General features: G+C 63.1%; 33 protein-coding genes. All 33 read right to left on the bottom strand.

Features of this window, described 5'->3' with window-relative positions:
• Nucleotides 1-9: 9 nt before the first annotated feature.
• Nucleotides 10-639, bottom strand: coding sequence for a 30S ribosomal protein S4 (gene rpsD, locus Tchl_RS08860; RefSeq protein WP_075148086.1), 630 nt, complete (start codon nt 637-639; stop codon nt 10-12).
• A gap of 14 nt (nt 640-653) precedes the next feature.
• Nucleotides 654-1,043 carry a 30S ribosomal protein S11 gene (rpsK, locus tag Tchl_RS08855; protein WP_075148085.1) on the bottom strand — a complete coding sequence of 130 codons (390 nt, stop codon included), beginning with the start codon at nt 1,041-1,043 and terminating at the stop codon, nt 654-656.
• Between the two features lie 12 nt (nt 1,044-1,055).
• Nucleotides 1,056-1,418, bottom strand: a complete 363-nt coding sequence (rpsM, locus tag Tchl_RS08850; protein WP_075148084.1) for a 30S ribosomal protein S13 — start codon at nt 1,416-1,418, stop codon at nt 1,056-1,058.
• A 53-nt stretch (nt 1,419-1,471) separates the two neighbouring features.
• Nucleotides 1,472-1,585 carry a 50S ribosomal protein L36 gene (gene rpmJ / locus Tchl_RS08845; RefSeq protein ID WP_075148083.1) on the bottom strand — a complete coding sequence of 38 codons (114 nt, stop codon included), beginning with the start codon at nt 1,583-1,585 and terminating at the stop codon, nt 1,472-1,474.
• Nucleotides 1,586-1,610: 25 nt separating this feature from the next.
• A complete protein-coding gene (gene infA, locus Tchl_RS08840) occupies nt 1,611-1,829 on the bottom strand; it encodes a translation initiation factor IF-1 (RefSeq protein ID WP_075148082.1) in 219 nt (72 codons plus the stop codon).
• A 4-nt stretch (nt 1,830-1,833) separates the two neighbouring features.
• Nucleotides 1,834-3,159 carry a preprotein translocase subunit SecY gene (gene secY, locus Tchl_RS08835; RefSeq protein WP_075148081.1) on the bottom strand — a complete coding sequence of 442 codons (1,326 nt, stop codon included), beginning with the start codon at nt 3,157-3,159 and terminating at the stop codon, nt 1,834-1,836.
• A gap of 15 nt (nt 3,160-3,174) precedes the next feature.
• A complete protein-coding gene (gene rplO, locus Tchl_RS08830; RefSeq protein WP_075148080.1) occupies nt 3,175-3,612 on the bottom strand; it encodes a 50S ribosomal protein L15 in 438 nt (145 codons plus the stop codon).
• Nucleotide 3,613: 1 nt separating this feature from the next.
• Complete coding sequence (gene rpmD / locus Tchl_RS08825; protein WP_075148079.1) at nt 3,614-3,796, bottom strand: 50S ribosomal protein L30; 183 nt, start codon at nt 3,794-3,796, stop codon at nt 3,614-3,616.
• Between the two features lie 3 nt (nt 3,797-3,799).
• Entirely contained in the window at nt 3,800-4,324 is a 525-nt protein-coding gene (rpsE, locus tag Tchl_RS08820; protein ID WP_075148078.1) for a 30S ribosomal protein S5, read from the bottom strand.
• A 12-nt stretch (nt 4,325-4,336) separates the two neighbouring features.
• Nucleotides 4,337-4,690 (bottom strand): 50S ribosomal protein L18, encoded by a 354-nt coding sequence (gene rplR, locus Tchl_RS08815; protein WP_075148077.1) that lies wholly within the window; start codon nt 4,688-4,690, stop codon nt 4,337-4,339.
• Nucleotides 4,691-4,701: 11 nt separating this feature from the next.
• The gene (rplF, locus tag Tchl_RS08810; protein WP_075148076.1) at nt 4,702-5,235 is read right to left on the bottom strand and encodes a 50S ribosomal protein L6; all 534 of its coding nucleotides are present in this window, start codon (nt 5,233-5,235) and stop codon (nt 4,702-4,704) included.
• Nucleotides 5,236-5,245: 10 nt separating this feature from the next.
• The gene (gene rpsH / locus Tchl_RS08805; RefSeq protein WP_075148075.1) at nt 5,246-5,641 is read right to left on the bottom strand and encodes a 30S ribosomal protein S8; all 396 of its coding nucleotides are present in this window, start codon (nt 5,639-5,641) and stop codon (nt 5,246-5,248) included.
• 13 nt (nt 5,642-5,654) lie between these two features.
• Entirely contained in the window at nt 5,655-5,960 is a 306-nt protein-coding gene (gene rpsN / locus Tchl_RS08800; protein WP_075148074.1) for a 30S ribosomal protein S14, read from the bottom strand.
• 7 nt (nt 5,961-5,967) lie between these two features.
• Nucleotides 5,968-6,507: a 50S ribosomal protein L5 gene (gene rplE, locus Tchl_RS08795; protein ID WP_075148073.1), complete on the bottom strand. Its 540-nt coding sequence runs from the start codon at nt 6,505-6,507 to the stop codon at nt 5,968-5,970.
• A gap of 9 nt (nt 6,508-6,516) precedes the next feature.
• The gene (rplX, locus tag Tchl_RS08790) at nt 6,517-6,834 is read right to left on the bottom strand and encodes a 50S ribosomal protein L24 (protein ID WP_075148072.1); all 318 of its coding nucleotides are present in this window, start codon (nt 6,832-6,834) and stop codon (nt 6,517-6,519) included.
• An 11-nt stretch (nt 6,835-6,845) separates the two neighbouring features.
• Nucleotides 6,846-7,214, bottom strand: coding sequence for a 50S ribosomal protein L14 (rplN, locus tag Tchl_RS08785; protein WP_075148071.1), 369 nt, complete (start codon nt 7,212-7,214; stop codon nt 6,846-6,848).
• Nucleotides 7,215-7,368: 154 nt separating this feature from the next.
• Nucleotides 7,369-7,638: a 30S ribosomal protein S17 gene (gene rpsQ, locus Tchl_RS08780; protein ID WP_075148070.1), complete on the bottom strand. Its 270-nt coding sequence runs from the start codon at nt 7,636-7,638 to the stop codon at nt 7,369-7,371.
• Entirely contained in the window at nt 7,635-7,829 is a 195-nt protein-coding gene (gene rpmC / locus Tchl_RS08775; protein ID WP_075148069.1) for a 50S ribosomal protein L29, read from the bottom strand. Before rpmC ends, rpsQ begins: the two co-directional genes overlap by 4 nt.
• A 2-nt stretch (nt 7,830-7,831) precedes the next feature.
• Nucleotides 7,832-8,248: a 50S ribosomal protein L16 gene (gene rplP / locus Tchl_RS08770; protein ID WP_002931592.1), complete on the bottom strand. Its 417-nt coding sequence runs from the start codon at nt 8,246-8,248 to the stop codon at nt 7,832-7,834.
• Nucleotides 8,248-9,018 carry a 30S ribosomal protein S3 gene (gene rpsC, locus Tchl_RS08765; protein ID WP_075148068.1) on the bottom strand — a complete coding sequence of 257 codons (771 nt, stop codon included), beginning with the start codon at nt 9,016-9,018 and terminating at the stop codon, nt 8,248-8,250. Before rpsC ends, rplP begins: the two co-directional genes overlap by 1 nt.
• A gap of 9 nt (nt 9,019-9,027) precedes the next feature.
• Nucleotides 9,028-9,357 carry a 50S ribosomal protein L22 gene (gene rplV, locus Tchl_RS08760; protein ID WP_075148067.1) on the bottom strand — a complete coding sequence of 110 codons (330 nt, stop codon included), beginning with the start codon at nt 9,355-9,357 and terminating at the stop codon, nt 9,028-9,030.
• Between the two features lie 14 nt (nt 9,358-9,371).
• Nucleotides 9,372-9,647 (bottom strand): 30S ribosomal protein S19, encoded by a 276-nt coding sequence (gene rpsS / locus Tchl_RS08755; protein WP_004332378.1) that lies wholly within the window; start codon nt 9,645-9,647, stop codon nt 9,372-9,374.
• A 10-nt stretch (nt 9,648-9,657) separates the two neighbouring features.
• Nucleotides 9,658-10,485 carry a 50S ribosomal protein L2 gene (gene rplB, locus Tchl_RS08750; protein WP_075148066.1) on the bottom strand — a complete coding sequence of 276 codons (828 nt, stop codon included), beginning with the start codon at nt 10,483-10,485 and terminating at the stop codon, nt 9,658-9,660.
• A 6-nt stretch (nt 10,486-10,491) separates the two neighbouring features.
• Nucleotides 10,492-10,797, bottom strand: a complete 306-nt coding sequence (gene rplW / locus Tchl_RS08745) for a 50S ribosomal protein L23 (protein WP_075148065.1) — start codon at nt 10,795-10,797, stop codon at nt 10,492-10,494.
• Nucleotides 10,794-11,414, bottom strand: coding sequence for a 50S ribosomal protein L4 (rplD, locus tag Tchl_RS08740; protein WP_075148064.1), 621 nt, complete (start codon nt 11,412-11,414; stop codon nt 10,794-10,796). The genes rplW and rplD overlap by 4 nt, the downstream gene beginning before the upstream one ends.
• A 10-nt stretch (nt 11,415-11,424) precedes the next feature.
• Entirely contained in the window at nt 11,425-12,063 is a 639-nt protein-coding gene (gene rplC, locus Tchl_RS08735; protein WP_075148063.1) for a 50S ribosomal protein L3, read from the bottom strand.
• Nucleotides 12,064-12,175: 112 nt separating this feature from the next.
• On the bottom strand, nt 12,176-12,487 hold the full coding sequence (rpsJ, locus tag Tchl_RS08730; RefSeq protein WP_004258173.1) for a 30S ribosomal protein S10: 312 nt from the start codon (nt 12,485-12,487) through the stop codon (nt 12,176-12,178).
• An 86-nt stretch (nt 12,488-12,573) separates the two neighbouring features.
• The gene (gene tuf / locus Tchl_RS08725) at nt 12,574-13,764 is read right to left on the bottom strand and encodes an elongation factor Tu (RefSeq protein ID WP_075148051.1); all 1,191 of its coding nucleotides are present in this window, start codon (nt 13,762-13,764) and stop codon (nt 12,574-12,576) included.
• A 50-nt stretch (nt 13,765-13,814) separates the two neighbouring features.
• A complete protein-coding gene (gene fusA, locus Tchl_RS08720; RefSeq protein ID WP_075148062.1) occupies nt 13,815-15,914 on the bottom strand; it encodes an elongation factor G in 2,100 nt (699 codons plus the stop codon).
• 107 nt (nt 15,915-16,021) lie between these two features.
• Nucleotides 16,022-16,489, bottom strand: coding sequence for a 30S ribosomal protein S7 (gene rpsG / locus Tchl_RS08715; protein WP_075148061.1), 468 nt, complete (start codon nt 16,487-16,489; stop codon nt 16,022-16,024).
• A 33-nt stretch (nt 16,490-16,522) separates the two neighbouring features.
• Nucleotides 16,523-16,900 carry a 30S ribosomal protein S12 gene (gene rpsL, locus Tchl_RS08710; protein ID WP_075148060.1) on the bottom strand — a complete coding sequence of 126 codons (378 nt, stop codon included), beginning with the start codon at nt 16,898-16,900 and terminating at the stop codon, nt 16,523-16,525.
• A 134-nt stretch (nt 16,901-17,034) separates the two neighbouring features.
• Nucleotides 17,035-21,249 carry a DNA-directed RNA polymerase subunit beta' gene (gene rpoC / locus Tchl_RS08705; RefSeq protein ID WP_075148059.1) on the bottom strand — a complete coding sequence of 1,405 codons (4,215 nt, stop codon included), beginning with the start codon at nt 21,247-21,249 and terminating at the stop codon, nt 17,035-17,037.
• Between the two features lie 75 nt (nt 21,250-21,324).
• Nucleotides 21,325-25,458 (bottom strand): DNA-directed RNA polymerase subunit beta, encoded by a 4,134-nt coding sequence (gene rpoB, locus Tchl_RS08700; protein WP_075148058.1) that lies wholly within the window; start codon nt 25,456-25,458, stop codon nt 21,325-21,327.
• Nucleotides 25,459-25,644 lie beyond the last annotated feature (186 nt).

Below are 25,644 nucleotides of genomic sequence, written 5' to 3'. Positions count from 1 at the left end.
GTCTCCCGGTCAGCGGGAGTACAGTTCCACGACCAGGCCTTCATTGATCGTAGCAGGCAGTTCGCTGCGCACCGGATAGGCCTTGAACACGCCCTTGCCGGCCTTGGTATCGACGTCGAGCCACTCCGGGAAGCCACGCGAACCGGCGGCTTCGAGCGCAGCCTTGACCCGCAGGTGATTCCGCGCACGCTCGGTCAGCTCGAGCACGTCGCCCGGGCGCACCACATACGACGGAATGTTCACGCGCTTTCCATTGACCAACACGCCATTGTGGCGTACGACCTGGCGCGCTTCGGCACGCGAAGCACCGAAGCCCATGCGGTAGGCGACGGAGTCGAGGCGGCCTTCGAGCAGCTGGAGCAGGTTCTCACCGGTCTGACCGCGGCGACGGTCGGCTTCGGCGTAAACCTTGCGGAACTGACGCTCGAGAACACCGTACAGACGGCGAATCTTCTGCTTCTCACGCAGCTGAACGCCATACCCCGACAGACGCTGACCGGAACGCTGGCCATGCTGGCCCGGCGCATAGGCGCGGCGCTCGATGGCGCACTTGTCGGTGAAACACTTTTCGCCCTTCAGAAACAGCTTTTCGCCTTCGCGACGGCACTGACGGCACTTGGGATCGAGATTACGAGCCACTTATCAACTCCTTGTCAGATACGACGCTTTTTCGGCGGACGGCAGCCGTTATGCGGAATGGGGGTGATGTCCGTGATGCTGGAAATCTTGATCCCCAGCGCATTCAGAGCGCGAACCGAAGACTCGCGGCCCGGGCCGGGGCCCTTGATGCGAACTTCGAGGTTCTTGATGCCGCATTCCTGAGCGACCTTACCGGCCGCTTCAGCCGCCACCTGGGCTGCGAACGGCGTACTCTTGCGCGAACCCTTGAAGCCCGCGCCACCCGAAGTCGCCCACGACAGCGCGTTGCCCTGACGGTCGGTGATGGTGATGATCGTATTATTGAAGCTCGCGTGAACGTGCGCGATACCTTCCGCGACGTTCTTCTTGATCTTCTTACGAACCTTCGTTCCAGTCTTAGCCATTATCGGTTCCTATTACTTCTTGCCGGCGATCGCCTTGCGCGGGCCCTTGCGGGTGCGGGCGTTGGTGCGGGTACGCTGACCGCGCATCGGCAGGCCACGACGATGACGAACGCCGCGATAGCAGCCCAGGTCCATCAGTCGCTTGATGTTCATGGTGACTTCACGACGCAGGTCGCCTTCGACGACGAAGCGACCGACTTCGTCACGCAGCTTCTCCATGTCCGACTCGGTCAGATCCTTGACCTTCACCGAACGCTGGATACCGGCAGCGTCGCAAATCTTTTGAGCACGCGAACGGCCGATCCCATAGATGGCGGTCAGCGCGATCTCGGCATGCTTGTGATTGGGAATGTTTACCCCAGCAATACGGGCCATCCGTCTACCCCAAAATGCGAAACATTAAATTCTAATACCTGGCGTTGACTAGATCAACCCTGGCGCTGCTTGTGCCGCGGATCGCTGCAAATTACGCGAACCACTCCCTTGCGGCGAACGATCTTGCAATTGCGGCAAAGCCGCTTTACCGATGCCTGGACTCTCATGGTCTTGCTCCTGTTTCTCTGTTCTTCACTTGGTCCGGAAAACGATCCGGCCCTTGGTCAGGTCGTAGGGGGTGAGCTGTACGGTCACCTTGTCGCCGGGCAGGATCCGGATGTAGTGCATCCGCATCTTCCCGGAAATGTGGCCAAGGACGTAGTGTCCGTTCTCGAGCCTGACGCGGAATGTTGCATTCGGGAGGTTTTCGGTAACCTCGCCCTGCATTTCAATCACATCTTCCTTCGACATGGACTTACCTGCCCGGGAAACCCGCCCCCTTGAAATTCGCCTTTTTCAGCAGACTCTCATACTGGTGCGACATCACGAACGCCTGAACCTGGGCCATGAAGTCCATCGTGACCACCACGATGATCAGCAGCGAAGTGCCGCCGAAATAGAACGGTACATTCCACTTCAGGATCAGGAACTCGGGCAGCAGGCAGACCAGGGTGATATACACCGCCCCGGCCAGCGTCAGCCGCATGAGAATCTTGTCGATGTAGCGAGCGGTCTGATCGCCGGGTCGAATCCCGGGAACAAACGCACCGCTTTTCTTCAGGTTGTCTGCCGTCTCCCGTGCATTGAATACCAATGCCGTGTAGAAGAAGCAGAAGAACACGATCGCCAGCGCATACAGCATGACGTAGATCGGCTGACCCGGCGACAGCGTGGATGCGATGTCACGCAGCCAGTACATGCCCTCGGAAGAGCCGAACCACTGCCCCAGCGTCGCCGGGAACAGGATGATGCTGGAGGCGAAGATCGGCGGAATCACACCCGACATGTTCAGCTTCAGCGGAAGGTGGGAGCTTTGCCCGCCGTACACCTTGTTGCCGACCTGACGCTTGGCGTAATTGACCAGGATCTTGCGCTGACCGCGCTCGACGAACACCACGAAAGCCGTCACCAGCGCCACCAGCACACAGATGAACAGCGCAGTGAAGGGATGCATCGCACCGGTGCGGACCAGTTCGAACAACCCACCGATCGCGCTCGGCAGCCCCGCGACGATACCTGCGAAGATGATGATCGAAATGCCGTTGCCGATGCCGCGCTCGGTGATCTGCTCGCCCAGCCACATCAGGAACATCGTTCCGGTCACCAGCGTCGCCAGGGTGACGAAGCGGAACATCAGCCCCGGATCGAGCACCAGGCCCGGCTGACCTTCAAGTGCAATCGCGATCCCCAGCGATTGAGCGAAGGCAAGCAGCAGCGTTCCGTAACGGGTGTACTGCGTGATCTTGCGCCTTCCGGCCTCGCCTTCCTTCTTCAGCGCCTCCAGCTGCGGCACCGCGACCGTCATCAGTTGCATGATGATCGAGGCCGAGATGTAAGGCATGATGCCCAACGCGAAGATGGTAAAGCGGGACAGCGCGCCGCCCGAGAACAGGTTGAACACCCCGAGGATGCCACCCGCCTGGGACTGGAACAGTTCGCCCAGTCGCTCGGGGTCGATCCCGGGAACCGGGATATGGGCGCCGATGCGATAGACGATCAGCGCGCCCACGAGGAACAGCAGGCGACGCTTGAGGTCGCCGAACCGCCCCGTGTTTCCCAGCGTGGCAGCAGGATTCGCCACAACCGTTTTCCTTGTTTACTCGGCCGCCACGGAACCGCCGGCAGCTTCGATCGCTGCCTTGGCACCCTGGGTGGCACCGACACCGCGCAACACAACCTTGCGGTTGATCGCACCCGACAGCACGACCTTGGCAGACAGTGCGTCCGCGGCGATCACACCGGCCTGCTTCAGCGTCAGCAGATCGACTTCATCGACCGGCAGCTTGTCCAGCTCGGACAGGCGCACCTCAACGTTGCGCGCACGCGTCAGCGACACGAAGCCACGCTTCGGAAGACGACGCTGGAGCGGCATCTGGCCGCCTTCGAAGCCAACCTTGTGGAAGCCGCCGGCGCGCGATTTCTGGCCCTTGTGGCCGCGACCGCAGGTCTTGCCCAGGCCGCTGCCCATGCCACGGCCGACGCGGCGTGCCGTCTTTTTCGAACCGTCACCAGGCTTGATGGTATTCAGGCGCATTTCAACCCTCGCACTTGAGCAGGTAGGACACCTTGTTGACCATGCCCCGGACTTCGGGCGTGTCCGCCAGCTCGACCGTGTGGTTGAGCCGGCGCAGGCCGAGGCCGCGCACGGTGGCGCGGTGGGACTGCTTGGTGCCGATCACGCTCTTGACGAGCGTCACCTTGATTTTCTTGTCCGACATCGCTTACCCCAGGATTTCTTCGACGGACTTGCCGCGCTTGGCTGCAATTTCCGCCGGGGTGTTGATCGCCATCAGGCCGTTGATCGTGGCACGGACGACGTTGTACGGATTGGCGGAGCCGATGCACTTGCAGATGACGTCGGTCACGCCCATCACCTCGAATACGGCACGCATCGGACCGCCGGCGATGATGCCGGTACCGGCCGGAGCGGGCTGCATCAGCACCGAGGCGGCGCCGTGCTTGCCGATCACGGTGTGCTGCAGGGTGCCACTCTTGAGGGACACCTTGCGCATCTTGCGACGCGCTTCGTCCATCGCCTTCTGCACCGCCACCGGAACTTCACGGGACTTACCCTTGCCCATGCCGATGCCACCGTCGCCGTCGCCGACCACGGTCAGCGCGGCGAAGCCGAGGATACGGCCGCCCTTGACGACCTTGGTCACGCGATTGATCGCGACCATTTTTTCCTTCAGGCCGTCATCGCGCTCGTCGGAGGCTTGCGCACGTTTGGTTTGCTGCTTGGCCATACGATTCCTCGCTTAGAACTTGAGGCCGCCTTCACGGGCAGCCTCGGCCAGCGCCTTCACGCGGCCGTGATACAGGAAGCCCGAGCGGTCGAACGAGACCTGCTCGACACCGGCAGCCTTGGCGCGTTCGGCAATCAGCTTGCCGACGAGCTCGGCCGCAGCCTTGTTGCCGCCGTTCGGGGCCTGGGCGCGGACATCGGCCTCGACCGTCGAAGCGGCCGCGAGCACGCGGGAACCGCAACCCGAAATGACCTGGGCGTAGATGTGGCAGTTGGACCGGAACACCGTCAGGCGAACCGCCTTGAGCTCCGCAATCTTGGCGCGAGTTTTGCGCGCACGGCGAAGACGAGTTTCTTTCTTGTTCATGACGAACCGCCTTACTTCTTCTTGGTTTCCTTGAGGACCACCACTTCGTCCGAGTATCGGACGCCCTTGCCCTTGTAGGGCTCGGGAGCGCGGTAGGCACGCACCTCGGCTGCGACCTGGCCGACCTGCTGCTTGTCGATGCCCTTGATCACGACCTCGGTCTGGGTCGGAGTTTCAACCTTCACCCCGGCCGGCATCTGGTGTACTACCGGATGCGAGAAGCCCAGCGACAGGTTCAGCTTGTCACCCTGGGCCTGGGCGCGATAGCCCACCCCGACAAGCGTCAGCTTGCGCTCGAAACCCTTCGAGACCCCGGTAACCATGTTGTTCAGAAGGGCGCGCACGGTACCCGACATCGCACGTGCGTTGGGTACGCCGTCGCGGGCCTTGCACACCAGGGCATCGCCTTCACGCTCGACGCTGACCGCAGCGCTCAGCGGCTGGATGAGTGAGCCCAGCGGGCCCTTGACCGCAACCTCGGAGGCGGAAATGCTGATTTCCACCCCTTGCGGGATCACGACCGGATTCTTCGCTACACGAGACATCGTTCCCCCCTTATGCGACGAGGCAGATGACTTCGCCGCCAACGCGATTGGCGCGCGCCGAACGGTCGGTCATCACACCGCGCGGCGTGGACACGATGGCGACACCGAGGCCGTTCATCACCCGCGGCAGATCCTCGCTGCCCTTGTAGATACGCAACCCCGGACGGCTCACGCGCTCGATGCGCTCGATGACCGGACGGCCGGCGTAGTATTTCAGCGTCACGTCGAGCGAGGCCTTGCCAGCCTCATCGCGCACGGTGTAAGCGTCGATGTAACCTTCGTCCTGCAACACTTTGGCGATCGCAACCTTCAGCTTCGAGGAAGGCATCGAAACCGTTGCCTTCTGGGCCTGCTGGCCGTTGCGGATGCGCGTCAGCATGTCGGCGATCGGATCGGACATACTCATCTTCGAATTCTCCTTACCAGCTCGCCTTGGTCATTCCGGGCACTTCGCCACGGAACGCGATTTCGCGCAGCTTGTTGCGGCACAGACCGAACTTGCGAAAAACACCGCGCGGACGCCCAGTCAGCGCGCAGCGGTTGCGCTGGCGCGTCGGATTGGCGTTACGGGGCAGTTGCTGCAGGGCCAGGCGAGCGGCCATGCGTTCTTCTTCGGACAGGTTGCTGTCCTTGACCTGCGCGACGAGCGCGGCACGCTTGGCGGCGAATTTTTCCACCAGCTTGGCACGCTTCGCTTCGCGATTGATCAGAGCGAGTTTCGCCATATCACCCTCAATTCTTGAACGGGAACTTGAACGCACCGAGGAGTGCACGCGCTTCCTCGTCCGTCTTCGCCGTGGTCGTGATGCTGATGTTCATGCCGCGCAGCGCATCGATCTTGTCGTACTCGATTTCAGGGAAAATGATCTGTTCCTTGACACCGAGGTTGTAGTTGCCACGACCGTCGAAGCCTTTCGAGGCGATCCCGCGGAAGTCGCGCACACGCGGCAGCGCGATCGTGATCAGGCGATCGAGAAACTCGAACATGCGCGGACCGCGCAGCGTGACCATGCAGCCGATCGGATAGCCATCACGGATCTTGAAGCCGGCAATCGACTTCCGCGCCTTGGTGGTGACCGGCTTCTGGCCAGCGATCTTGGTCATGTCGCCAACGGCGTTCTCCAGGATCTTCTTGTCACCAACCGCCTCACCCACGCCCATGTTCAGGGTGATCTTGGTGATGCGCGGAACTTCCATCACGGACTCGTAGCCGAACTGCTGCTGCAGCGCCGGCGCGACTTCGTCCTTGTAAACTTGTTGCAAGCGAGCCATCGTCACTCCTTAGGCGTTCACCAGCTCGCCGTTCGACTTGAAGAAGCGGACCTTGCGGCCATCCTCAAGCGTCTTGATCCCGACACGCTCACCCTTCTGGGTCGCGGGATTGAACAGCGCGACATTCGACACGTGGATGGGCATTTCCTTCTCGACGATGCCACCCACCTCACCCTTGAGCGGATTCGGGCGAACATGCTTCTTCACCCGATTCACACCCTCAACCACGACGCGCTCGTCATCAACGCGGCGCAGCACGGCACCACGACGGCCACGATCCTTGCCCGTCAGCACCACTACTTCGTCACCCTTGCGGATCTTGTTCATCTACGGACTCCTCAGAGCACTTCGGGCGCCAGCGAGACGATCTTCATGAACCGCTCGGTGCGCAGCTCGCGCGTGACCGGCCCGAAGATGCGGGTACCGATCGGCTCGAGCTTGTTGTTCAGAAGCACGGCCGCGTTGTTGTCGAACTTGATCAGCGAACCGTCGGGACGGCGGACACCCTTGGCGGTGCGCACAACGACCGCATTGTAGACGTCGCCTTTCTTGGCGCGGCCACGCGGCGCAGCATCCTTCACCGTGACCTTGATGATGTCGCCGACGCCGGCATAGCGGCGCTTCGACCCACCCAGGACCTTGATGCACATCACCGAGCGCGCGCCGGAATTATCGGCCACGTCCAGCTTGGACTGCATTTGAATCATGAAAGTATCTCCAACTTATCCCGCATGCGCGGACAGTCTTGGAACCCGTCAGGGCTGGATGCCCCGAGCGAGCCCCGGAGCAAAGAGGCAAAAGTATAACAGCCTGGCACAGTAGTGCCAAGCTGTTTTTTCTGCTACTTGCTTGTAACTCTGGTCAGATGATGCGTGCCTTTTCGAGCACCTTGGCGACCCGCCAGGTCTTGGTACGCGAAATCGGACGGCATTCCTCGATTTCCACGAGATCCCCGGCTGCGGCCACACCATCTTCGACGTGCGCGTGGTACTTCGCCGAACGGGTAATGACCTTGCCGTACAACGGGTGCTTGACCCGGCGCTCGACGAGGACGGTCACCGTCTTCTGCATCTTGTCGCTCACCACACGCCCAACCAGCGCGCGACGAACCTTTTCAACTTGTTCGCTCATTGCTGACCCGCCTTTTCGCGCAGGATGGTACGGACACGCGCGATGTCGCGGCGAACCTTCCCGATCTGACTCGTGTTGCCCAGTTGCTGAGTGGCGTGCTGCATGCGCAGCGAAAACTGCGCCTTCAGCAGCTCGAGCAACTCATTGTTCAATTCATCGGCGCTCTTGGCGCGGAGTTCAGTGGCTTTCATGTTCAACCCCCAATCTGACGGGTAACGAACACGGTCTCGATCGGCAGCTTGGCGGCAGCAAGCCGGAAAGCTTCGCGAGCGAGCTCTTCAGCCACGCCGTCCATTTCGTAGAGCACCTTGCCCGGCTGAATCTCGGCGACCCAGTACTCGGGGTTACCCTTGCCGTTACCCATCCGGACTTCCGCCGGCTTCTTCGAGATCGGCTTGTCCGGGAAAATGCGGATCCAGATCCGACCGCCGCGTTTGATGTGACGGGTCATCGCACGCCGCGCAGATTCGATCTGGCGCGCGGTCAGTCGGCCGCGGCCGACCGCCTTCAGACCGTACTCGCCGAAGGACACCTTGGCGCCGCGGGTAGCAACGCCGGTATTGCGGCCCTTCTGCTCCTTCCGATACTTTCTTCTAGTCGGTTGCAGCATCATTCACTCCTGCTTTCTTCTTGCCGACCTTCGCCACGACGGGCGGGACGGCGACCCGGGCGACCCTCGCCATCGCGCGGCGCGCCACGGCGGCCACGACGGTTATCGGCTTCGGGCTCGGTCGCGACCGGCTGCTCGTTGCGACCCAGCATCTCGCCCTTGAACACCCACACCTTGATGCCGATGATGCCGTAGGTGGTCTTCGCCTCCGACACGCCGTAATCGATGTTGGCGCGCAGGGTATGCAGCGGTACACGGCCTTCGCGGTACCACTCGGTCCGGGCGATCTCGGCGCCGTTCAGGCGACCCGAGCTCATGATCTTGATGCCCTGGGCACCCAGACGCATCGCGTTCTGCATCGCGCGCTTCATCGCGCGGCGGAACATGATCCGCTTCTCGAGCTGCTGGGCGATCGAGTCGGCCACCAGCTTCGCATCGACTTCGGGCTTGCGCACTTCCTCGATGTTGACATGCACCGGCACGCCCATGATCTTCTGCAGATCACGCTTGAGCGCCTCGATGTCCTCGCCTTTCTTGCCGATCACCACACCCGGGCGGGCGCTGTACAGCGTGATGCGCGCATTCTTGGCCGGACGCTCGATGATCACGCGACCGACCGAGGCGTGCGCCAGGCGCTTCTTCAGGTAATCACGGACCTTCAGGTCCTCGTGCAGCATGCCGGAATAGTCACGGCTGGAAGCGAACCAGCGCGAACCCCAATCACGCGTGACGGCGAGACGGAAGCCGGTAGGATGGATTTTCTGACCCATATTTACTCCTTACTCGCCGACAGTCACGTAGACGTGGCAGGTGGGCTTGAGGATGCGGTTGCCGCGACCCTTTGCACGCGCGGTGAAACGCTTCAGCGTCATGCCCTCTTCCACGTGAATGGTCTTGACCTTCAGCGTGTCGATATCGGCGCCATCGTTGTGCTCGGCATTGGCGATCGCGGATTCGAGCACCTTGCGGATGATCTTCGCGCCCTTCTTGGGCGAGAACGCCAGGGTGTTGAGCGCCAGATCGACGCGCTTGCCACGGATCAGGTCAGCCACCAGCCGGCCCTTCTGGGCCGACAGGCGCACGCCACGGAGAATTGCTTTGGTTTCCATGTCGTCGTATCCCCTTAACGCTTGGCTTTCTTGCTGGCGGCATGACCCTTGAAGGTCCGCGTCAGCGCGAATTCGCCCAGCTTGTGTCCGACCATGTTCTCGGTCACGAACACCGGAATGTGCTGCTTGCCGTTATGGACAGCGATCGTCAGACCGATGAAGTCGGGCAGGATCGTGGAACGGCGCGACCAGGTCTTGATCGGGCGCTTGTCGTTGCTCGTCCGCACCGCGTCGACCTTCTTCAGGAGGTGCGCGTCGATGAACGGGCCTTTCTTGATAGAACGTGCCATCTTTTACCCCTTAACGCTTGTGACGACGCTGCACGATCATGTTGTCGGTGCGCTTGTTCGAACGCGTCCGATAACCCTTGCTCGGCGTACCCCACGGGCTCACCGGCTCGCGCGCTTCACCCGTACGGCCTTCACCACCACCATGCGGGTGATCGACCGGGTTCATCGCCACACCGCGCACGGTCGGCCGGATGCCGCGCCAGCGATTGGCGCCAGCCTTGCCGATCTTGCGCAGGCCATGCTCTTCATTGCCGACTTCGCCGATGGTGGCGCGGCACTCGACATGGACGCGGCGGATTTCGCCGGAACGCAGTCGAAGCTGAGCGTAGGAGCCTTCGCGGGCAAGCAGCTGAACCGAGGTTCCGGCTGCACGCGCGATCTGCGCACCCTTGCCCGGCGTCATTTCGATGCAGTGAATCGTCGAACCGACCGGGATGTTGCGGATCGGCAGGGTATTGCCCGGCTTGATCGGCGCCTCGGAGCCGCTGATCAGCTGCTGACCGACTTCCACCCCGCGCGGAGCGATGATGTAGCGGCGCTCGCCGTCGGCGTAGCACAGCAGCGCGAGATGGGCGGAGCGATTCGGGTCGTACTCGATGCGCTCGACCTTCGCCGGAATGCCGTCCTTGTTACGACGGAAGTCGACCAGGCGGTAGTGCTGCTTGTGACCGCCACCCTGGTGGCGGACGGTGATGCGGCCGTTGTTATTGCGGCCGGCGTTCTTGCTCTGCTTCTCGACCAGGCTGGAGACGGGGCGACCCTTGTACAGATTGGGGTTGACCACCTTCACCTGGGCGCGACGGCCCGCAGAAGTGGGCTTCAGTTTTACCAGTGCCATGACTTATCACTCCCCAGCCGCAAAGTTGATTTCCTGGCCGGGCTTGAGGCAGACGAAGGCCTTCTTCCAGTCCTTGCGCCGACCCATCGTCTTGCCGAAACGCTTGACCTTGCCCTTGACGTTCGCGATCTGCACCGACTCGACCTCGACCTTGAACAGCGACTCGACCGCCGCCTTCACTTCGGGCTTGGTTGCATCGGAAGCAACCTTGAATACCACCTGCTCGTTCTTGTCGGCGATGTAAGTCGCCTTCTCGGAGATCTGCGGGGCGAGCAGCACCTGCAGCAGACGTTCCTGACTGATCGCGCTCATTGCCACGCTTCCTCCATCTTCGCCAGCGCACCCTTGGTGACCAGCACCTTCGGGAAGCGCACGAGCGACACCGGATCCGCCTCATTCACCTCGAGCACCAGGACCTGGTGCAGGTTGCGCGAAGACAGGAACAGGTTCTCGTCGATTGCATCGGTAATCACCAGAACCGAATCCAGACCCATGCCCTTGAGCTTCTGCGACAACAGGCGGGTCTTCGGAGCTTCGACACTGAAGCTATCCACCACCGCAAGGCGGTCTTCACGGGCCAGCTGCGACAGGATCGCGGCAACACCGGCGCGATACATCTTGCGGTTGACCTTCTGGCTGAAGTTTTCGTCCGGGGTGTTCGGGAAGATCTTGCCGCCGCCACGCCACAGCGGGCTCGACGCCATACCGGCGCGGGCATTGCCCGTACCCTTCTGGCGGAACGGCTTGCGGGTCGACTTCGCGATCTCCGCGCGACCTTTCTGCTTGCGATTGCCCGAGCGCGCATTCGCCATGTAGGCGGTCACGACCTGGTGCACCAGCGCTTCGTTGTAGTCACGGCCGAACAGCACATCGGACGCCTGAAGCGTCGACGCCGCCTGACCCTGGTCATTCAAGAGTTTCAATTCCATTGCGCGCTCCTCAGGCCTTGACCGCCGGACGGACGACGACGTCGCCACCCTTGGCACCGGGCACCGCACCCTTCACGAGAAGGAGCTGACGCTCCACATCGACGCGAACGATTTCAAGCCCCTGGGTGGTGCGCTGCACGTTGCCGTACTGGCCGGCCATGCGCTTGCCCGGAAACACACGACCCGGATCCTGGGCCATGCCGATGGAGCCCGGCGAATTGTGCGAAATCGAGTTACCGTGCGAAGCGCGGTTCGACGAGAAGTTGTGGCGCTTGATCGGGCCCGAGAAGCCCTTGCCGATGGTCACACCGGACACATCGACCTTCTGCCCGACCTGAAAGAGATCCGCACCGAGGAGATCGCCGGCATTGAAGCTGGCGAGTTGCTCGGATTCGACACGGAATTCCTTGATGCCGCGGCAGGGTTCGACACCCGCCTTCGCGAGATGCCCCGCGACCGGCTTGGTGATGCGACTGGCACGACGCTTGCCATAAGCGATCTGCACCGCGGAATAACCGTCGGTGTCGCTCGTCTTGATCTGGGACACACGATTGTCCGACACGTCAAGCACCGTCACCGGGATGGTCCTGCCATCCTCGGCGAAGATGCGAGTCATGCCGACCTTGCGTCCAACAAGGCCTAGACTCATTTTTTTCTCCTGAATCCCGGTTGCGATTGACCGGGGGTCACAATTAATGCACCAAAAGGCACAAAGGCCGGATTATACCGGCCCGTTGCAAACTTCCGCAAGCAGCGAATGCTTACTGGAGCTTGATCTCGACATCCACACCGGCGGGAAGGTCCAGCTTCATCAGCGCGTCGACCGTCTTGTCGGTCGGATCGATGATATCCATCAGGCGCTGGTGGGTACGGATTTCCATCTGGTCGCGCGACGACTTGTTGACGTGCGGCGAGCGCAGCAGATCAAAGCGCTCGATACGCGTCGGCAGCGGCACGGGACCGCGCACCACGGCGCCGGTACGCTTCGCGGTCTCGACGATTTCGAGTGCCGACTGATCGATCAGGCGGTAATCGAACGCCTTCAGACGGATGCGGATTTTCTGGTTTTGCATGAGCTTGTTCCTAAAGAGCGGATCGGGCAAAAAGAGCGAAAAGAACAGGCGGACGGTGCCACCGGCACCGCCCGCACACGAGCGAATTACTCGATGATCTTGGCGACGACGCCGGCGCCGACGGTGCGGCCGCCTTCGCGGATCGCGAAGCGCAGGCCCTCTTCCATGGCGATCGGGCAGATCAGCTTGACGGTGATCGACACGTTGTCGCCCGGCATGACCATCTCGGTGCCTTCGGGCAGCGAGATCGAACCGGTCACGTCCGTGGTACGGAAGTAGAACTGCGGACGGTAGTTGTTGAAGAACGGGGTGTGACGGCCGCCCTCTTCCTTGCTCAGCACGTAGATCTCGCCGGTGAAGTGGGTGTGCGGGGTGATCGAACCCGGCTTGCACAGCACCTGGCCGCGCTCGACGTCTTCACGCTTGGTGCCGCGCAGCAGCACGCCGACGTTGTCGCCGGCCTGGCCCTGGTCGAGCAGCTTGCGGAACATCTCCACGCCGGTGCAGGTGGTCTTGACCGTGGGCTTGATGCCGACGATCTCGATTTCCTCGCCGACCTTGACGATGCCGCGCTCGACCCGACCGGTCACCACCGTGCCGCGGCCCGAGATCGAGAACACGTCTTCGATCGGCAGCAGGAAGGGCTTGTCGATCGCGCGCTCCGGGGTCGGGATGTAGGAGTCCAGCGCCGCGGCCAGCTCCAGGATCGCCGGCTCACCGATCGGCGACTGGTCGCCCTCGAGCGCCTTCAGCGCAGAACCCTTGACGATGGGGATGTCGTCGCCCGGGAAGTCGTACTTGGACAGCAGTTCGCGCACTTCCATCTCGACCAGCTCGAGCAGCTCCTCGTCGTCGACCATGTCGCACTTGTTCAGGAACACGATGATGTAGGGCACACCAACCTGGCGCGCCAGCAGGATGTGCTCGCGCGTCTGCGGCATCGGGCCGTCGGCGGCCGAGCACACCAGGATCGCGCCGTCCATCTGCGCCGCGCCGGTGATCATGTTCTTCACGTAGTCCGCGTGACCCGGGCAGTCAACGTGCGCGTAGTGACGGCTTTCGGTCTCGTACTCGACGTGCGCGGTGTTGATCGTGATGCCACGCGCCTTTTCTTCCGGTGCCGCGTCGATCTGGTCGTAGGCCTTCGCTTCGCCGCCGAACTTCTTCGACAGGATCGTCGTGATCGCCGCGGTCAGCGTGGTCTTGCCGTGGTCAACGTGGCCGATCGTGCCGACGTTCACGTGCGGCTTCGTCCGTTCGAACTTACCCTTAGCCATGTTCGTGGGTCCTTATTGTGTAGGTTGCTGAATAATGTGAGTAACTGAAATTACTTGCGGCTGCTGATCACCGCCTCGGCGACGCTCTTCGGCGCTTCGGCATAATGCTTGAATTCCATCGAGTAGGTTGCCCGACCCTGGGTCAGCGAGCGCAGCTGGGTAGCGTAGCCGAACATTTCGGCCAGCGGCACCTCGGCCTTGATTTCCTTCATGCCGCCAGGGATGTCGTCCATCCCCTGGACGATGCCGCGGCGGCCGGAAAGGTCGCCCATGACGTTGCCCATGTAGTCTTCCGGGGTCTCGACCACCACCGCCATCATCGGCTCGAGCAGAACCGGGCTGGCCTTGCGCATTGCATCCTTGAACGCCATCGAACCGGCCATCTTGAATGCGTTCTCGTTCGAGTCCACATCGTGGTAGGAGCCGAAGTGCAGCGTGACCTTCACGTCGACCACCGGGAAGCCGGCGAGCACGCCGTTGTTGAGCGTGTCCTGGATGCCCTTGTCGACCGCCGGGATGTATTCGCGCGGAACCACGCCGCCCTTGACCGCATCGACGAACTCGTAGCCCTTGCCCTGCTCGGCCGGCTCGAGGTTGATGACCACGTGACCATACTGGCCGCGACCGCCCGACTGCTTGACGAACTTGCCCTCGACGTCGTTCGCCGCCTTGCGGATCGTTTCGCGATAGGCAACCTGCGGCGCGCCGACGTTGGCTTCAACGTTGAACTCGCGCTTCATCCGGTCGACGATGATCTCGAGGTGAAGCTCGCCCATCCCCGAGATGATCGTCTGCCCCGACTCCTCGTCGGTGCGCACGCGGAAGGACGGATCTTCGGCCGCCAGACGCCCCAGCGCCAGACCCATCTTCTCCTGGTCGCTCTTGGTCTTCGGTTCGACGGCAACGTGAATCACCGGATCCGGGAAGACCATGCGCTCCAGGATCACCGGCGCCGACACATCACACAGGGTTTCACCCGTGGTGACATCTTTCAGGCCGACGACGGCAGCGATGTCGCCCGCCAGCACTTCCTTGATCTCTTCGCGATCGTTGGCGTGCATCTGCAGGATGCGGCCGATGCGCTCCTTCTTGCCCTTGACCGAGTTCAGCACGGTCGAACCGGACTCGAGCACGCCCGAATACACGCGGATGAAGGTCAGCTGACCGACGAAGGGGTCGGTCATGAGCTTGAACGCCAGGGCCGAGAACTTCTCGTCGTCCTTGGCGTAGCGCACGACTTCCTTCTCGTCATCATCGACGCCGGCGACCGGGGGAATATCGATCGGCGAAGGCAGATACTGAATGACCGCATCGAGCATGCGCTGCACGCCCTTGTTCTTGAACGCGGTGCCGCACAGCATCGGCTGGATCTCGCACGCCAAGGTGCGCGCGCGCAGGCCGGCGATGACCTCTTCCTCGGACAGCTCGCCTTCCTCGAGGTACTTGTTCATCAGGTCTTCGTTGGCTTCGGCAGCCGCCTCGACCATGTTCGCACGCCACTCTTCGGCCACGCCGAGGAGCTCGGCCGGAATCTCGTGGTATTCGAACTTCATACCCTGGGAAGCCTCATCCCAGATCACCGCCTTCATCTTGAGCAGATCGATGACGCCCTTGAACGAATCCTCCGCGCCGATCGGCACGACGACCGGAACCGGATTCGCCTTCAGGCGAGTCCTCATCTGATCGACGACCTTGAAGAAGTTGGCGCCGGAGCGGTCCATCTTGTTCACGAAGGCAAGGCGCGGCACCTTGTACTTGGTCGCCTGGCGCCACACCGTCTCGGACTGGGGCTGAACGCCACCGACCGCGCAGTACACCATGCACGCACCGTCGAGCACGCGCATCGAGCGCTCGACTTCGATGGTGAAGTCGACGTGCCCCGGAGTGTCGATGATGTTGAAGCGATGCTCAGGGAAGGAGTTGTCCATTCCCTTCCAGAAGCAGGTCACGGCAGCCGACGTGATGGTGATGCCGCGCTCCTGCTCCTGCACCATCCAGTCAGTGGTCGCAGCACCATCATGCACCTCACCGAGCTTATGGCTCACGCCGGTGTAGAAGAGGATGCGCTCAGTCGTAGTCGTCTTGCCTGCGTCGATGTGAGCGGAGATACCGATATTGCGGTAGCGCTCGATGGGTGTCTTGCGAGCCACGTTTTACCTGCCTTCTGTTATGCGCGCTTGTGACGCGATGAGCCATTTCATGCGTTAGAAAACATTCGAGCCCTGTACAGGGCCCGAATTACCGCTACCAAAGAAAATCAGAAGCGGTAGTGAGAGAACGCCTTGTTCGCTTCGGCCATGCGGTGAACTTCCTCACGCTTCTTCATGGCCGATCCGCGCCCTTCAGCGGCTTCCATCAGCTCGCCGGCAAGGCGCTGGGCCATCGACTTCTCGGCGCGCTTGCGCGCCGCTTCGCGCAGCCAGCGCATCGACAGGGCCATGCGGCGGGACGGGCGCACTTCGACCGGAACCTGATAGTTTGCACCACCGACACGGCGGCTTTTCACTTCCACCACCGGCTTCACGTTGCCGACCGCGGCAGCGAACACTTCCAGCGGATCCTTCGCCTTGGTGGTGATGTGCTGGAACGCGCCATAGACGATGCGCTCCGCAACGGACTTCTTGCCCGACTGCATGATCACGTTGATGAACTTCGAGACATCCTGACTTCCGAATTTCGGATCCGGCAGAACCTCGCGCTTGGGTACTTCACGACGACGCGGCATGGCAACCTCTCGCTAAATTTCTTTGACCAACAATCAGGCTTTCTTCGGGCGCTTGGCACCGTACTTCGAACGCGACTGCTTACGATCCTTGACGCCCTGGAGGTCAAGCGAACCACGGACGATGTGATAGCGCACACCCGGCAAGTCTTTCACACGACCGCCGCGGATCAGCACCACCGAGTGCTCCTGCAGGTTGTGGCCTTCACCGCCGATGTACGAGATGACCTCGAAACCGTTGGTCAGGCGAACCTTGGCAACCTTACGCAGCGCCGAGTTCGGCTTCTTCGGCGTCGTGGTATAGACGCGGGTGCAGACACCGCGCTTCTGCGGGCAAGCATCCAGCGCCGGAACCTTGCTCTTGGCAACTTCCATCTGACGCGGCTTGCGGACAAGCTGATTGATTGTTGGCATAGCTTAAGAATTTCCCATAAGACCGAGGCAGCCCACCACAGGCCGCCTCGGGCGGATTATTCCGGCTGCGACCGACTACGATTGGTCAGTCCACAAAAAAGAGGCCGGAGTTTAGTCCGAGGCTGATCGAAAAGTCAACTGGCCTCGATGTCCTGCTGCGTTTCGACAACGTTTTCGGCGGGTGCCCAGGCATGCTCGAGACCGAGATCCGCCCCTTCCTCCTGGGCCTTGCGGCTGCGGTGGTAGGCGAGGCCGGTGCCGGCCGGGATCAGGCGGCCGACGATGACGTTTTCCTTGAGGCCGCGCAGCTCGTCGCGCTTGCCCATGATCGCCGCCTCGGTCAGCACCCGGGTGGTTTCCTGGAACGAGGCCGCCGAGATGAAGGAGTCGGTCGACAGCGAAGCCTTGGTGATGCCCAGCAGCACGTTCTCGTACTGCGCCGGCAGCTTGCCTTCGGCCTCGATGCGGTCGTTCTCGTCCAGCACTTCGGAGCGCTCCACCTGCTCTTCGCGGATGAAGCGGGTATCGCAGGCATCGGTGATGACCACGCGGCGCAGCATCTGGCGGACGATCACCTCGATGTGCTTGTCGTTGATCTTGACGCCCTGCAGGCGATAGACGTCCTGCACCTCGTCGATGATGTAGCGTGCCAGTTCGCTGATCCCCTGCAGGCGCAGGATGTCGTGCGGATCGGCGGGGCCGTCGACGATGAGTTCGCCCTTGTTCACCACCTGGCCGTCATGGACCATCAGGTGCTTGTCCTTCGGGATCAGGAACTCGTGCGAAGTGCCGTCCGGCTCGGTGATCACCAGGCGCTGCTTGCCCTTGGTCTCCTTGCCGAACGACACCGTCCCGGTGTATTCGGCGAGCATCCCGGCGTCCTTCGGCGCGCGCGCCTCGAAGAGCTCGGCGACACGCGGCAGGCCGCCGGTGATGTCGCGCGTCTTGGCCGACTCCTGCGGGATGCGGGCGAGGATGTCGCCGACGTTGATCTGCTGGCCGTCCTTCACCGTGATCAGCGAACCGACCTGGAAGGTGATCGCCACCGAGTGCTCGGTACCGGCGATCTTGACCTCCTCACCGCGCTCGTCGAGCAGCTTCACCTGCGGGCGCACGCCTTTGGTGCTGCCGGTGGTCGAGCGCCGCTTGGCGTCGATCACGACCAGGGTGGACAGGCCGGTCACTTCGTCGATCTGCTTGGCGGCGGTGACACCCTCCTCGACGTTCTCGAACTTCACCGTACCGGCGTATTCGGTCACGATCGGGCGAGTGTGCGGATCCCACGACGCCAGCTGGGTGCCCGCCTTCACTGCAGCGCCGTCATCGATCAGCAGGGTCGCGCCGTAAGGCAGCTTGTGGCGCTCGCGCTCGCGTCCCAGATCATCGGCCACCACGAGCTCGGCCGAGCGTGCGATGACGACCTTTTCGCCCTTGGCGTTGGCCACGTAGCGCATGTTGCCGGCAAAGCGGATGGTGCCGCCCGACTTCGCCTCGACACCGCTCGCCGCCGCCGCCCGCGACGCCGCGCCACCGACGTGGAAGGTCCGCATCGTCAGCTGGGTGCCCGGCTCGCCGATCGACTGCGCGGCGATGACGCCCACCGCTTCGCCGACGTTGACCATCGAACCGCGGCCCAGGTCGCGCCCGTAGCACTTGGCGCACAGGCCGTAACGGGTCTCGCAGGTCAGCGGGGTGCGCACCTTGACCTCGTCCACGCCGAGGTTCTCGATCAGTTCGACCGCGTCCTCATCGAGCAGGCTGCCGGCCTCGATCACCGTTTCCTGGGACTCGGGATCGACCACGTCGTCGGCGCAGACGCGGCCGAGGATACGCTCGCGCAGCGGCTCGACCACTTCGCCGCCTTCGATCAGCGCCTTCATCGCGAAGCCGTCGCGCGTGCCGCAGTCGTCCTCGATCACCACCAGATCCTGGGTGACGTCGACCAGGCGGCGGGTCAGGTAGCCCGAGTTCGCGGTCTTCAGCGCGGTGTCGGCGAGGCCCTTACGTGCGCCGTGGGTCGAGATGAAGTACTGCAGAACGTTGAGGCCTTCGCGGAAGTTGGTCGTGATCGGGGTCTCGATGATCGAGCCGTCCGGCTTCGCCATCAGGCCGCGCATGCCGGCGAGCTGACGGATCTGAGCTGCCGAACCGCGCGCGCCCGAGTCGGCCATCATGTAGATGGCGTTGAACGACTCCTGGCGCACGGTCTTGCCTTCGCGGTCGACGACCTCTTCCGAGCCGAGCTGGTCCATCATCGCCTTGGCCACCTGGTCGCCGCAGCGGCCCCAGATATCGACGACCTTGTTGTAGCGCTCGCCGTCGGTCACCAGGCCTGAAGTGTACTGCTGGGCGATCTCCTTGACCTCGCTCTCGGCGGCACGGATCAGCTCTTCCTTCGCCTTGGGCACGAGCATGTCCTTGACCGCGATCGACAGCCCGGCGCGCGTCGCCAGGCCGTAGCCGTACTGCATCAGCTTGTCGGCGAAAATCACCGACGCACGCAAGCCGCAACGCCGGAACGAGACGTTGATCAGCTTGGAGATTTCCTTCTTCTTCAGCGGCTTGTCGATGACGCTGAAGGGCAGCCCGGCGGGCAGGATCTCGGACAGGATGGCACGCCCGGCGGTCGTGTTGTGGCGCACGATGCGCTCGATGCGCTCGCCGTCGGGGCCGAGGTCGGCTTCCTTCAGGCGCACCGTGATGCGCGCGTGGAGGGCGATCTGGCCGGACTCGTAGGCGCGCTTCACTTCCGATACGTCGGTGAAGATCATCCCTTCGCCCGGCACGTTCACGCCCTCGCGGGTGGCGTAGTAGAGGCCGAGCACGATGTCCTGGGAGGGGACGATGATCGGTTCGCCGTTGGCCGGCGAGAGCACGTTGTTGGAGGCCAGCATCAGGGTGCGGGCTTCCATCTGCGCCTCGAGCGAGAGCGGCACGTGGACCGCCATCTGGTCGCCGTCGAAGTCGGCGTTGAAGGCGACGCAGACGAGCGGATGGAGCTGGATCGCCTTGCCCTCGATCAGCACCGGCTCGAAGGCCTGGATGCCGAGGCGGTGCAGCGTGGGCGCGCGGTTGAGCATCACCGGATGTTCGCGGATGACCTCTTCGAGGATGTCCCACACCACCGGCTCCTGGGTCTCGACCATCTTCTTCGCCTGCTTGATGGTCGTCGCCAGCCCCATCAGCTCGAGCTTGTTGAAGATGAAGGGCTTGAACAGCTCGAGCGCCATCAGCTTGGGCAGGCCGCACTGGTGCAGCTTCAGCGTCGGGCCGACGACGATCACCGAACGGCCCGAGTAGTCGACGCGCTTGCCGAGCAGGTTCTGGCGGAAGCGGCCGCCCTTGCCCTTGATCATGTCGGCAAGCGACTTCAGCGGGCGCTTGTTGGCGCCGGTCATCGCCTTGCCGCGGCGGCCGTTGTCGAGCAGCGAGTCGACCGCTTCCTGCAGCATGCGCTTTTCGTTGCGCACGATGATGTCGGGCGCCTTGAGTTCGAGCAGGCGCTTGAGGCGGTTGTTGCGGTTGATGACGCGACGGTAGAGGTCGTTCAGATCCGAGGTCGCGAAACGGCCGCCGTCGAGCGGCACCAGCGGGCGCAGGTCGGGCGGCAGCACCGGCAGCACCTGCAGCACCATCCACTCGGGCTTGATCCCGGACTGCTGGAAGGCCTCGAGCACCTTCAGGCGCTTCGAGTATTTCTTGATCTTGGCTTCGGAGTTGGTGGTCTCGAGATCGCCGCGCAGCTTCTCGACTTCGAGATTGACGTCGAGCGTGCGCAGCAGCGAGCCGATGCCTTCGGCCCCCATCACCGCGTCGAATTCGTCACCGTACTCCTCGACCTTGGCGAGGTAATCGTCTTCGGTCAGCAGCTGGCCGCGATTGAGCGGGGTCATGCCGGGCTCGACGACGACGAAGGCTTCGAAGTAGAGCACGCGCTCGATGTCGCGCAGGGTCATGTCGAGCACCATGCCGAGGCGGCTCGGCAGGCTCTTCAGGAACCAGATGTGGGCGACCGGGCTGGCCAGCTCGATGTGGCCCATGCGCTCGCGGCGCACCTTGGACAGGGTCACCTCGACGCCGCACTTCTCGCAGATCACGCCGCGGTGCTTGAGGCGCTTGTACTTGCCGCACAGGCACTCGTAGTCCTTCACCGGGCCGAAGATCTTGGCGCAGAACAGGCCGTCGCGTTCGGGCTTGAACGTACGGTAGTTGATGGTTTCCGGCTTCTTGACTTCGCCGTAGGACCACGAGCGGATCTTGTCCGGCGACGCGAGACCGATGGTGATCGCGTCGAATTCTTCCTCGCTGGGGAGGGTTTGCTTGAACAGGTCAGCAAGCAGGCTCTTCATGGTTCACTCCATCCGGGGCAGGGCACGGGTGCCCTGCCCCCGGGGTTCAATCTCAGGCGGGTTGGCGGGTCCGGCTCAGTTGCGGTCGAGATCGATGTCGATCGCGAGTGAGCGGATTTCCTTCACCAGCACGTTGAAGGACTCCGGCATCCCGGAATCGATCTTGTGCTCGCCCTTGACGATGTTTTCGTACACCTTGGTCCGGCCGGTCACGTCGTCCGACTTGACCGTGAGCATCTCCTGCAGCGTGTACGCCGCACCATACGCTTCCAGCGCCCACACTTCCATTTCGCCGAAACGCTGGCCGCCGAACTGCGCCTTGCCGCCCAGCGGCTGCTGGGTCACCAGCGAGTACGGGCCGGTGGAGCGGGCGTGCATCTTGTCGTCGACCAGGTGGTGCAGCTTGAGCACGTGCTTGTAGCCGACCGTGACCTGGCGCTCGAAGGCTTCGCCGGTGCGGCCGTCGTACAGCGTGACCTGGCCCCCCACCGGCAGACCGGCGAGCTCGAGCATCTGGCGGATCTCCTCTTCCTTCGCGCCGTCGAACACCGGAGTCGCGAACGGCACGCCCTTCTTGAGGTTGAAGGCCAGGTCCGCCACGTCCTCGTCGGAGAAGCCGGCGAGATCCTCGGCCTTGCCGCTGCTGTTGTAGATCTGGTCGAGAAGGCCGCGCAGTTCGTCGGCCGAAGCCTTCGCCTGCAGCATCTTGTCGATCTTCTGCCCCAGCCCCTTCGCCGCCCAGCCGAGGTGGGTCTCGAGGATCTGGCCGATGTTCATCCGCGACGGCACGCCGAGCGGGTTGAGCACGATGTCGAGCGGGGTGCCGTCTTCCATGTAGGGCATGTCCTCGACCGGAACGATCTTCGACACCACGCCCTTGTTGCCGTGACGGCCGGCCATCTTGTCGCCCGGCTGCAGGCGGCGCTTGACGGCCAGGTAGACCTTGACCATCTTCTGCACGCCCGGCGGCAGCTCGTCGCCCTGGGTGAGCTTCTTCTTCTTGATCTCGAACGCCTGCTCGAAGTCCTTGCGGGTGTTCTCCAGGCCTTCGCGCACCGCTTCGAGCTGCACCGCCAGAGTCTCGTCGGCGAGGCGGATGTCGAACCAGTGGTAGAGCTCGAGGCCGTCGAGGTAGGCATCGGTGAGCTCGCTGCCCTTGGCCAGCTTCTTCGGCCCGCCGTTGGCCTTCTGGCCGACGATCATGCGCCGGATCCGGGCGAAGGCGTCGCGCTCGACGATCCGCATCTGATCGGCGAGATCGGTCTTGAAGCTGCGCAGCTGGTCGTCGATGATCGACTGCGCGCGCTTGTCGCGCTCGATGCCTTCGCGGGTGAACACCTGCACGTCGATGACGGTGCCGACCATGCCCGAGGGCACGCGCAGCGAGGTGTCCTTCACGTCGGAGGCCTTCTCGCCGAAGATCGCGCGCAGCAGCTTTTCTTCCGGTGTGAGCTGGGTCTCGCCCTTCGGCGTGACCTTGCCCACCAGCACGTCACCGGCCTCGACTTCGGCGCCGATGTAGACGATGCCGGATTCGTCCAGGCGCGACAGCTGCGCTTCACCGAGGGAGGCGATGTCGCGGGTGATCTCCTCGGGTCCGAGCTTGGTGTCGCGGGCGACGACGGTGAGTTCTTCGACGTGGATCGAGGTGAAGCGGTCGTCGGCGACGACGCGCTCGGAGATCAGGATCGAGTCTTCGAAGTTGTAGCCGTTCCACGGCATGAAGCCGACCAGCATGTTCTGGCCCAGCGCCAGCTCGCCGAGGTCGGTCGAGGCACCGTCGGCCACCACGTCGCCGCGGGCGATACGGTCGCCCACCCGCACCACCGGACGCTGGTTGATGTTGGTGTTCTGGTTGGAGCGGGTGTACTTGATCATGTTGTAGATGTCGACGCCGACTTCGCCCGCCAGGGTCTCGTCGTCGTTCACCCGGATCACGATCCGGTTCGCATCCACGTAGTCCACGATCCCGCCGCGGGTGGCCTGCACCGCGGTGCCCGAGTCGACCGCCACGCGGCGCTCGATGCCGGTACCGACCAGCGGCTTTTCCGGGCGCAGGCAGGGCACGGCCTGACGCTGCATGTTCGCGCCCATCAGTGCGCGGTTGGCATCGTCGTGCTCGAGGAACGGAATCAACGACGCCGCCACCGACACGATCTGGCCCGGCGCCACGTCCATGTACTGGACCTGGTCCGAAGTGGCGAGGAGGAATTCGCCCTTGTGGCGGCACGACACCAGGTCACCCGCAAGCATGCCGGCGGCATCGATTTCGGCGTTGGCCTGGGCGATCACGTACTGGCCTTCCTCGATCGCGGAGAGGAAATCGATCTGGTCGGTGACCTTGCCGTCGTTGACCTTGCGATAAGGCGTCTCGAGGAAGCCGTGGCGGTTGGTCCGCGCATACACCGCGAGCGAGTTGATCAGGCCGATGTTCGGACCTTCCGGGGTCTCGATCGGGCACACCCGGCCGTAGTGCGTCGGGTGCACGTCGCGCACCTCGAAACCGGCGCGCTCGCGGGTCAGGCCGCCCGGGCCCAGCGCCGAGACGCGGCGCTTGTGGGTGATCTCGGACAGCGGGTTGGTCTGGTCCATGAACTGCGACAGCTGACTGGAGCCGAAGAACTCCTTGATCGCGGCGCTGATCGGCTTGGCGTTGATCAGGTCGTGCGGCATCAGGTTGTCGGACTCAGCCTGGCTCAACCGCTCCTTGACCGCGCGCTCGACCCGCACCAAGCCGGCGCGGAACTGGTTCTCGGCCAGTTCGCCGACCGAACGCACGCGGCGGTTGCCGAGGTGGTCGATGTCGTCGATCTCGCCGCGGCCGTTGCGCAGTTCGACGAGCACACCGATCACCGCGAGGATGTCCTCGTTCACCAGCACGCCCGGGCCGTCCTCGCCCTGCGCGCCGACGCGCTCGTAGAAGCGCTTGAGCCAGCCCGGCGCCTTGTCGTCGATTTTTTCCGGGTAGGCGCGGCGGTTGAACTTCATCCGCCCGACGGACGACAGGTCGTAACGCTCCTCGGCGTAGAACAGGCCGTTGAACAGGCCTTCCACGGCATCCTCGGTGGGCGGCTCGCCCGGGCGCATCATGCGGTAGATGGCAACCTTGGCGGCCCACTGGTCGGCGGTTTCGTCGATGCGCAGGGTCTGCGAGATATAGGCACCGCGATCGAGGTCGTTGATGTACAGCGTGCTCAGCTCGGTGATCCCGGCCAGGCGCAGCTTGTCGAGCAGGTCCTCGGTGATTTCGTCGTTGGCACGCGCCAGCACTTCGCCGGTCGCCGGGTCGGCAACGTTGTTGGCGATCACGCGCCCGAGGAGGAAATCGTCCGGCACCGCCATGGTCTTCACCCCGGCCTGGTCGATCTCGCGGATGTGCTTGGAGGTGATGCGCTTTTCACGCGCGACGATGATCTTGCCGTCGGCGGTGGTGATGTCGAAACGGGCCACTTCACCGCGCAGGCGCTCGGGCACGAGCTCGAACTGGGCGCCATCGGACTGCAGGTGGAAGGTATCGGTGTCGTGGAAGGTCGCCAGGATCTCTTCCGGTGTCAGGCCGATCGCGCGCAGCAGGATCGTCACCGGCATCTTGCGGCGGCGGTCGACGCGGAAATACAGGTAGTCCTTCGGGTCGAATTCGAAATCCAGCCAGGAACCGCGGTAGGGGATGATCCGCGCCGAGAACAGCAGCTTGCCCGAGGAGTGCGTCTTGCCACGGTCATGCTCGAAGAACACCCCCGGCGAACGGTGCAGCTGCGACACGATGACGCGCTCGGTGCCGTTGATGACGAAGGAGCCGGTGGTGGTCATGAGCGGAATCTCGCCCATGTACACCTCCTGCTCCTTGACTTCCTTGATGGTTTCCTTCGGCGCCTCGCGGTCCATGATGACCAGGCGCACGCGCGCGCGCAGCGGCGAAGCGAAGGTCAGCCCGCGTTGCTGGCATTCCTTCACGTCGAAGGCCGGCTCGCCCAGCATGTACTGAACGAATTCGAGGCGGGCATTGCCGCTATGGCTCGAGATCGGGAAAATCGAGGTGAACGCGGCCTGCAGACCCTGGTTGTGCCGTACGTCCGGCAGGGTTTCCGCCTGCAGGAACTCGGCAAACGACTCGATCTGGGTGGCGAGCAGGAAAGGCGCATCGAGCACGGCCGCGCGCTTGGCGAAGCTCTTGCGGATACGTTTCTTTTCGGTGTAGGAATACGCCATGGATGCTCCGGCTAGAGGGCTAACATCGGAAAGACAGGACACAACGTTCGCTGCGTGGGCGCCGTCATCGGGCGCGCCTGGGGCGGCGCAAACGCTCTGATCTGCCTTCGATCATCGCGGCGGTCGCCGCAATCTCGTTCAGAAAGCACGAAAGGGCTGGCACTCCCAAGAGTGCCAGCCCCGCGG

The organism is Thauera chlorobenzoica (assembly GCF_001922305.1).
Classification (GTDB): domain Bacteria; phylum Pseudomonadota; class Gammaproteobacteria; order Burkholderiales; family Rhodocyclaceae; genus Thauera; species Thauera chlorobenzoica.
Note: the sequence above shows the minus strand (reverse complement) of the source record. Positions and strands in the feature narration are given on the sequence as shown.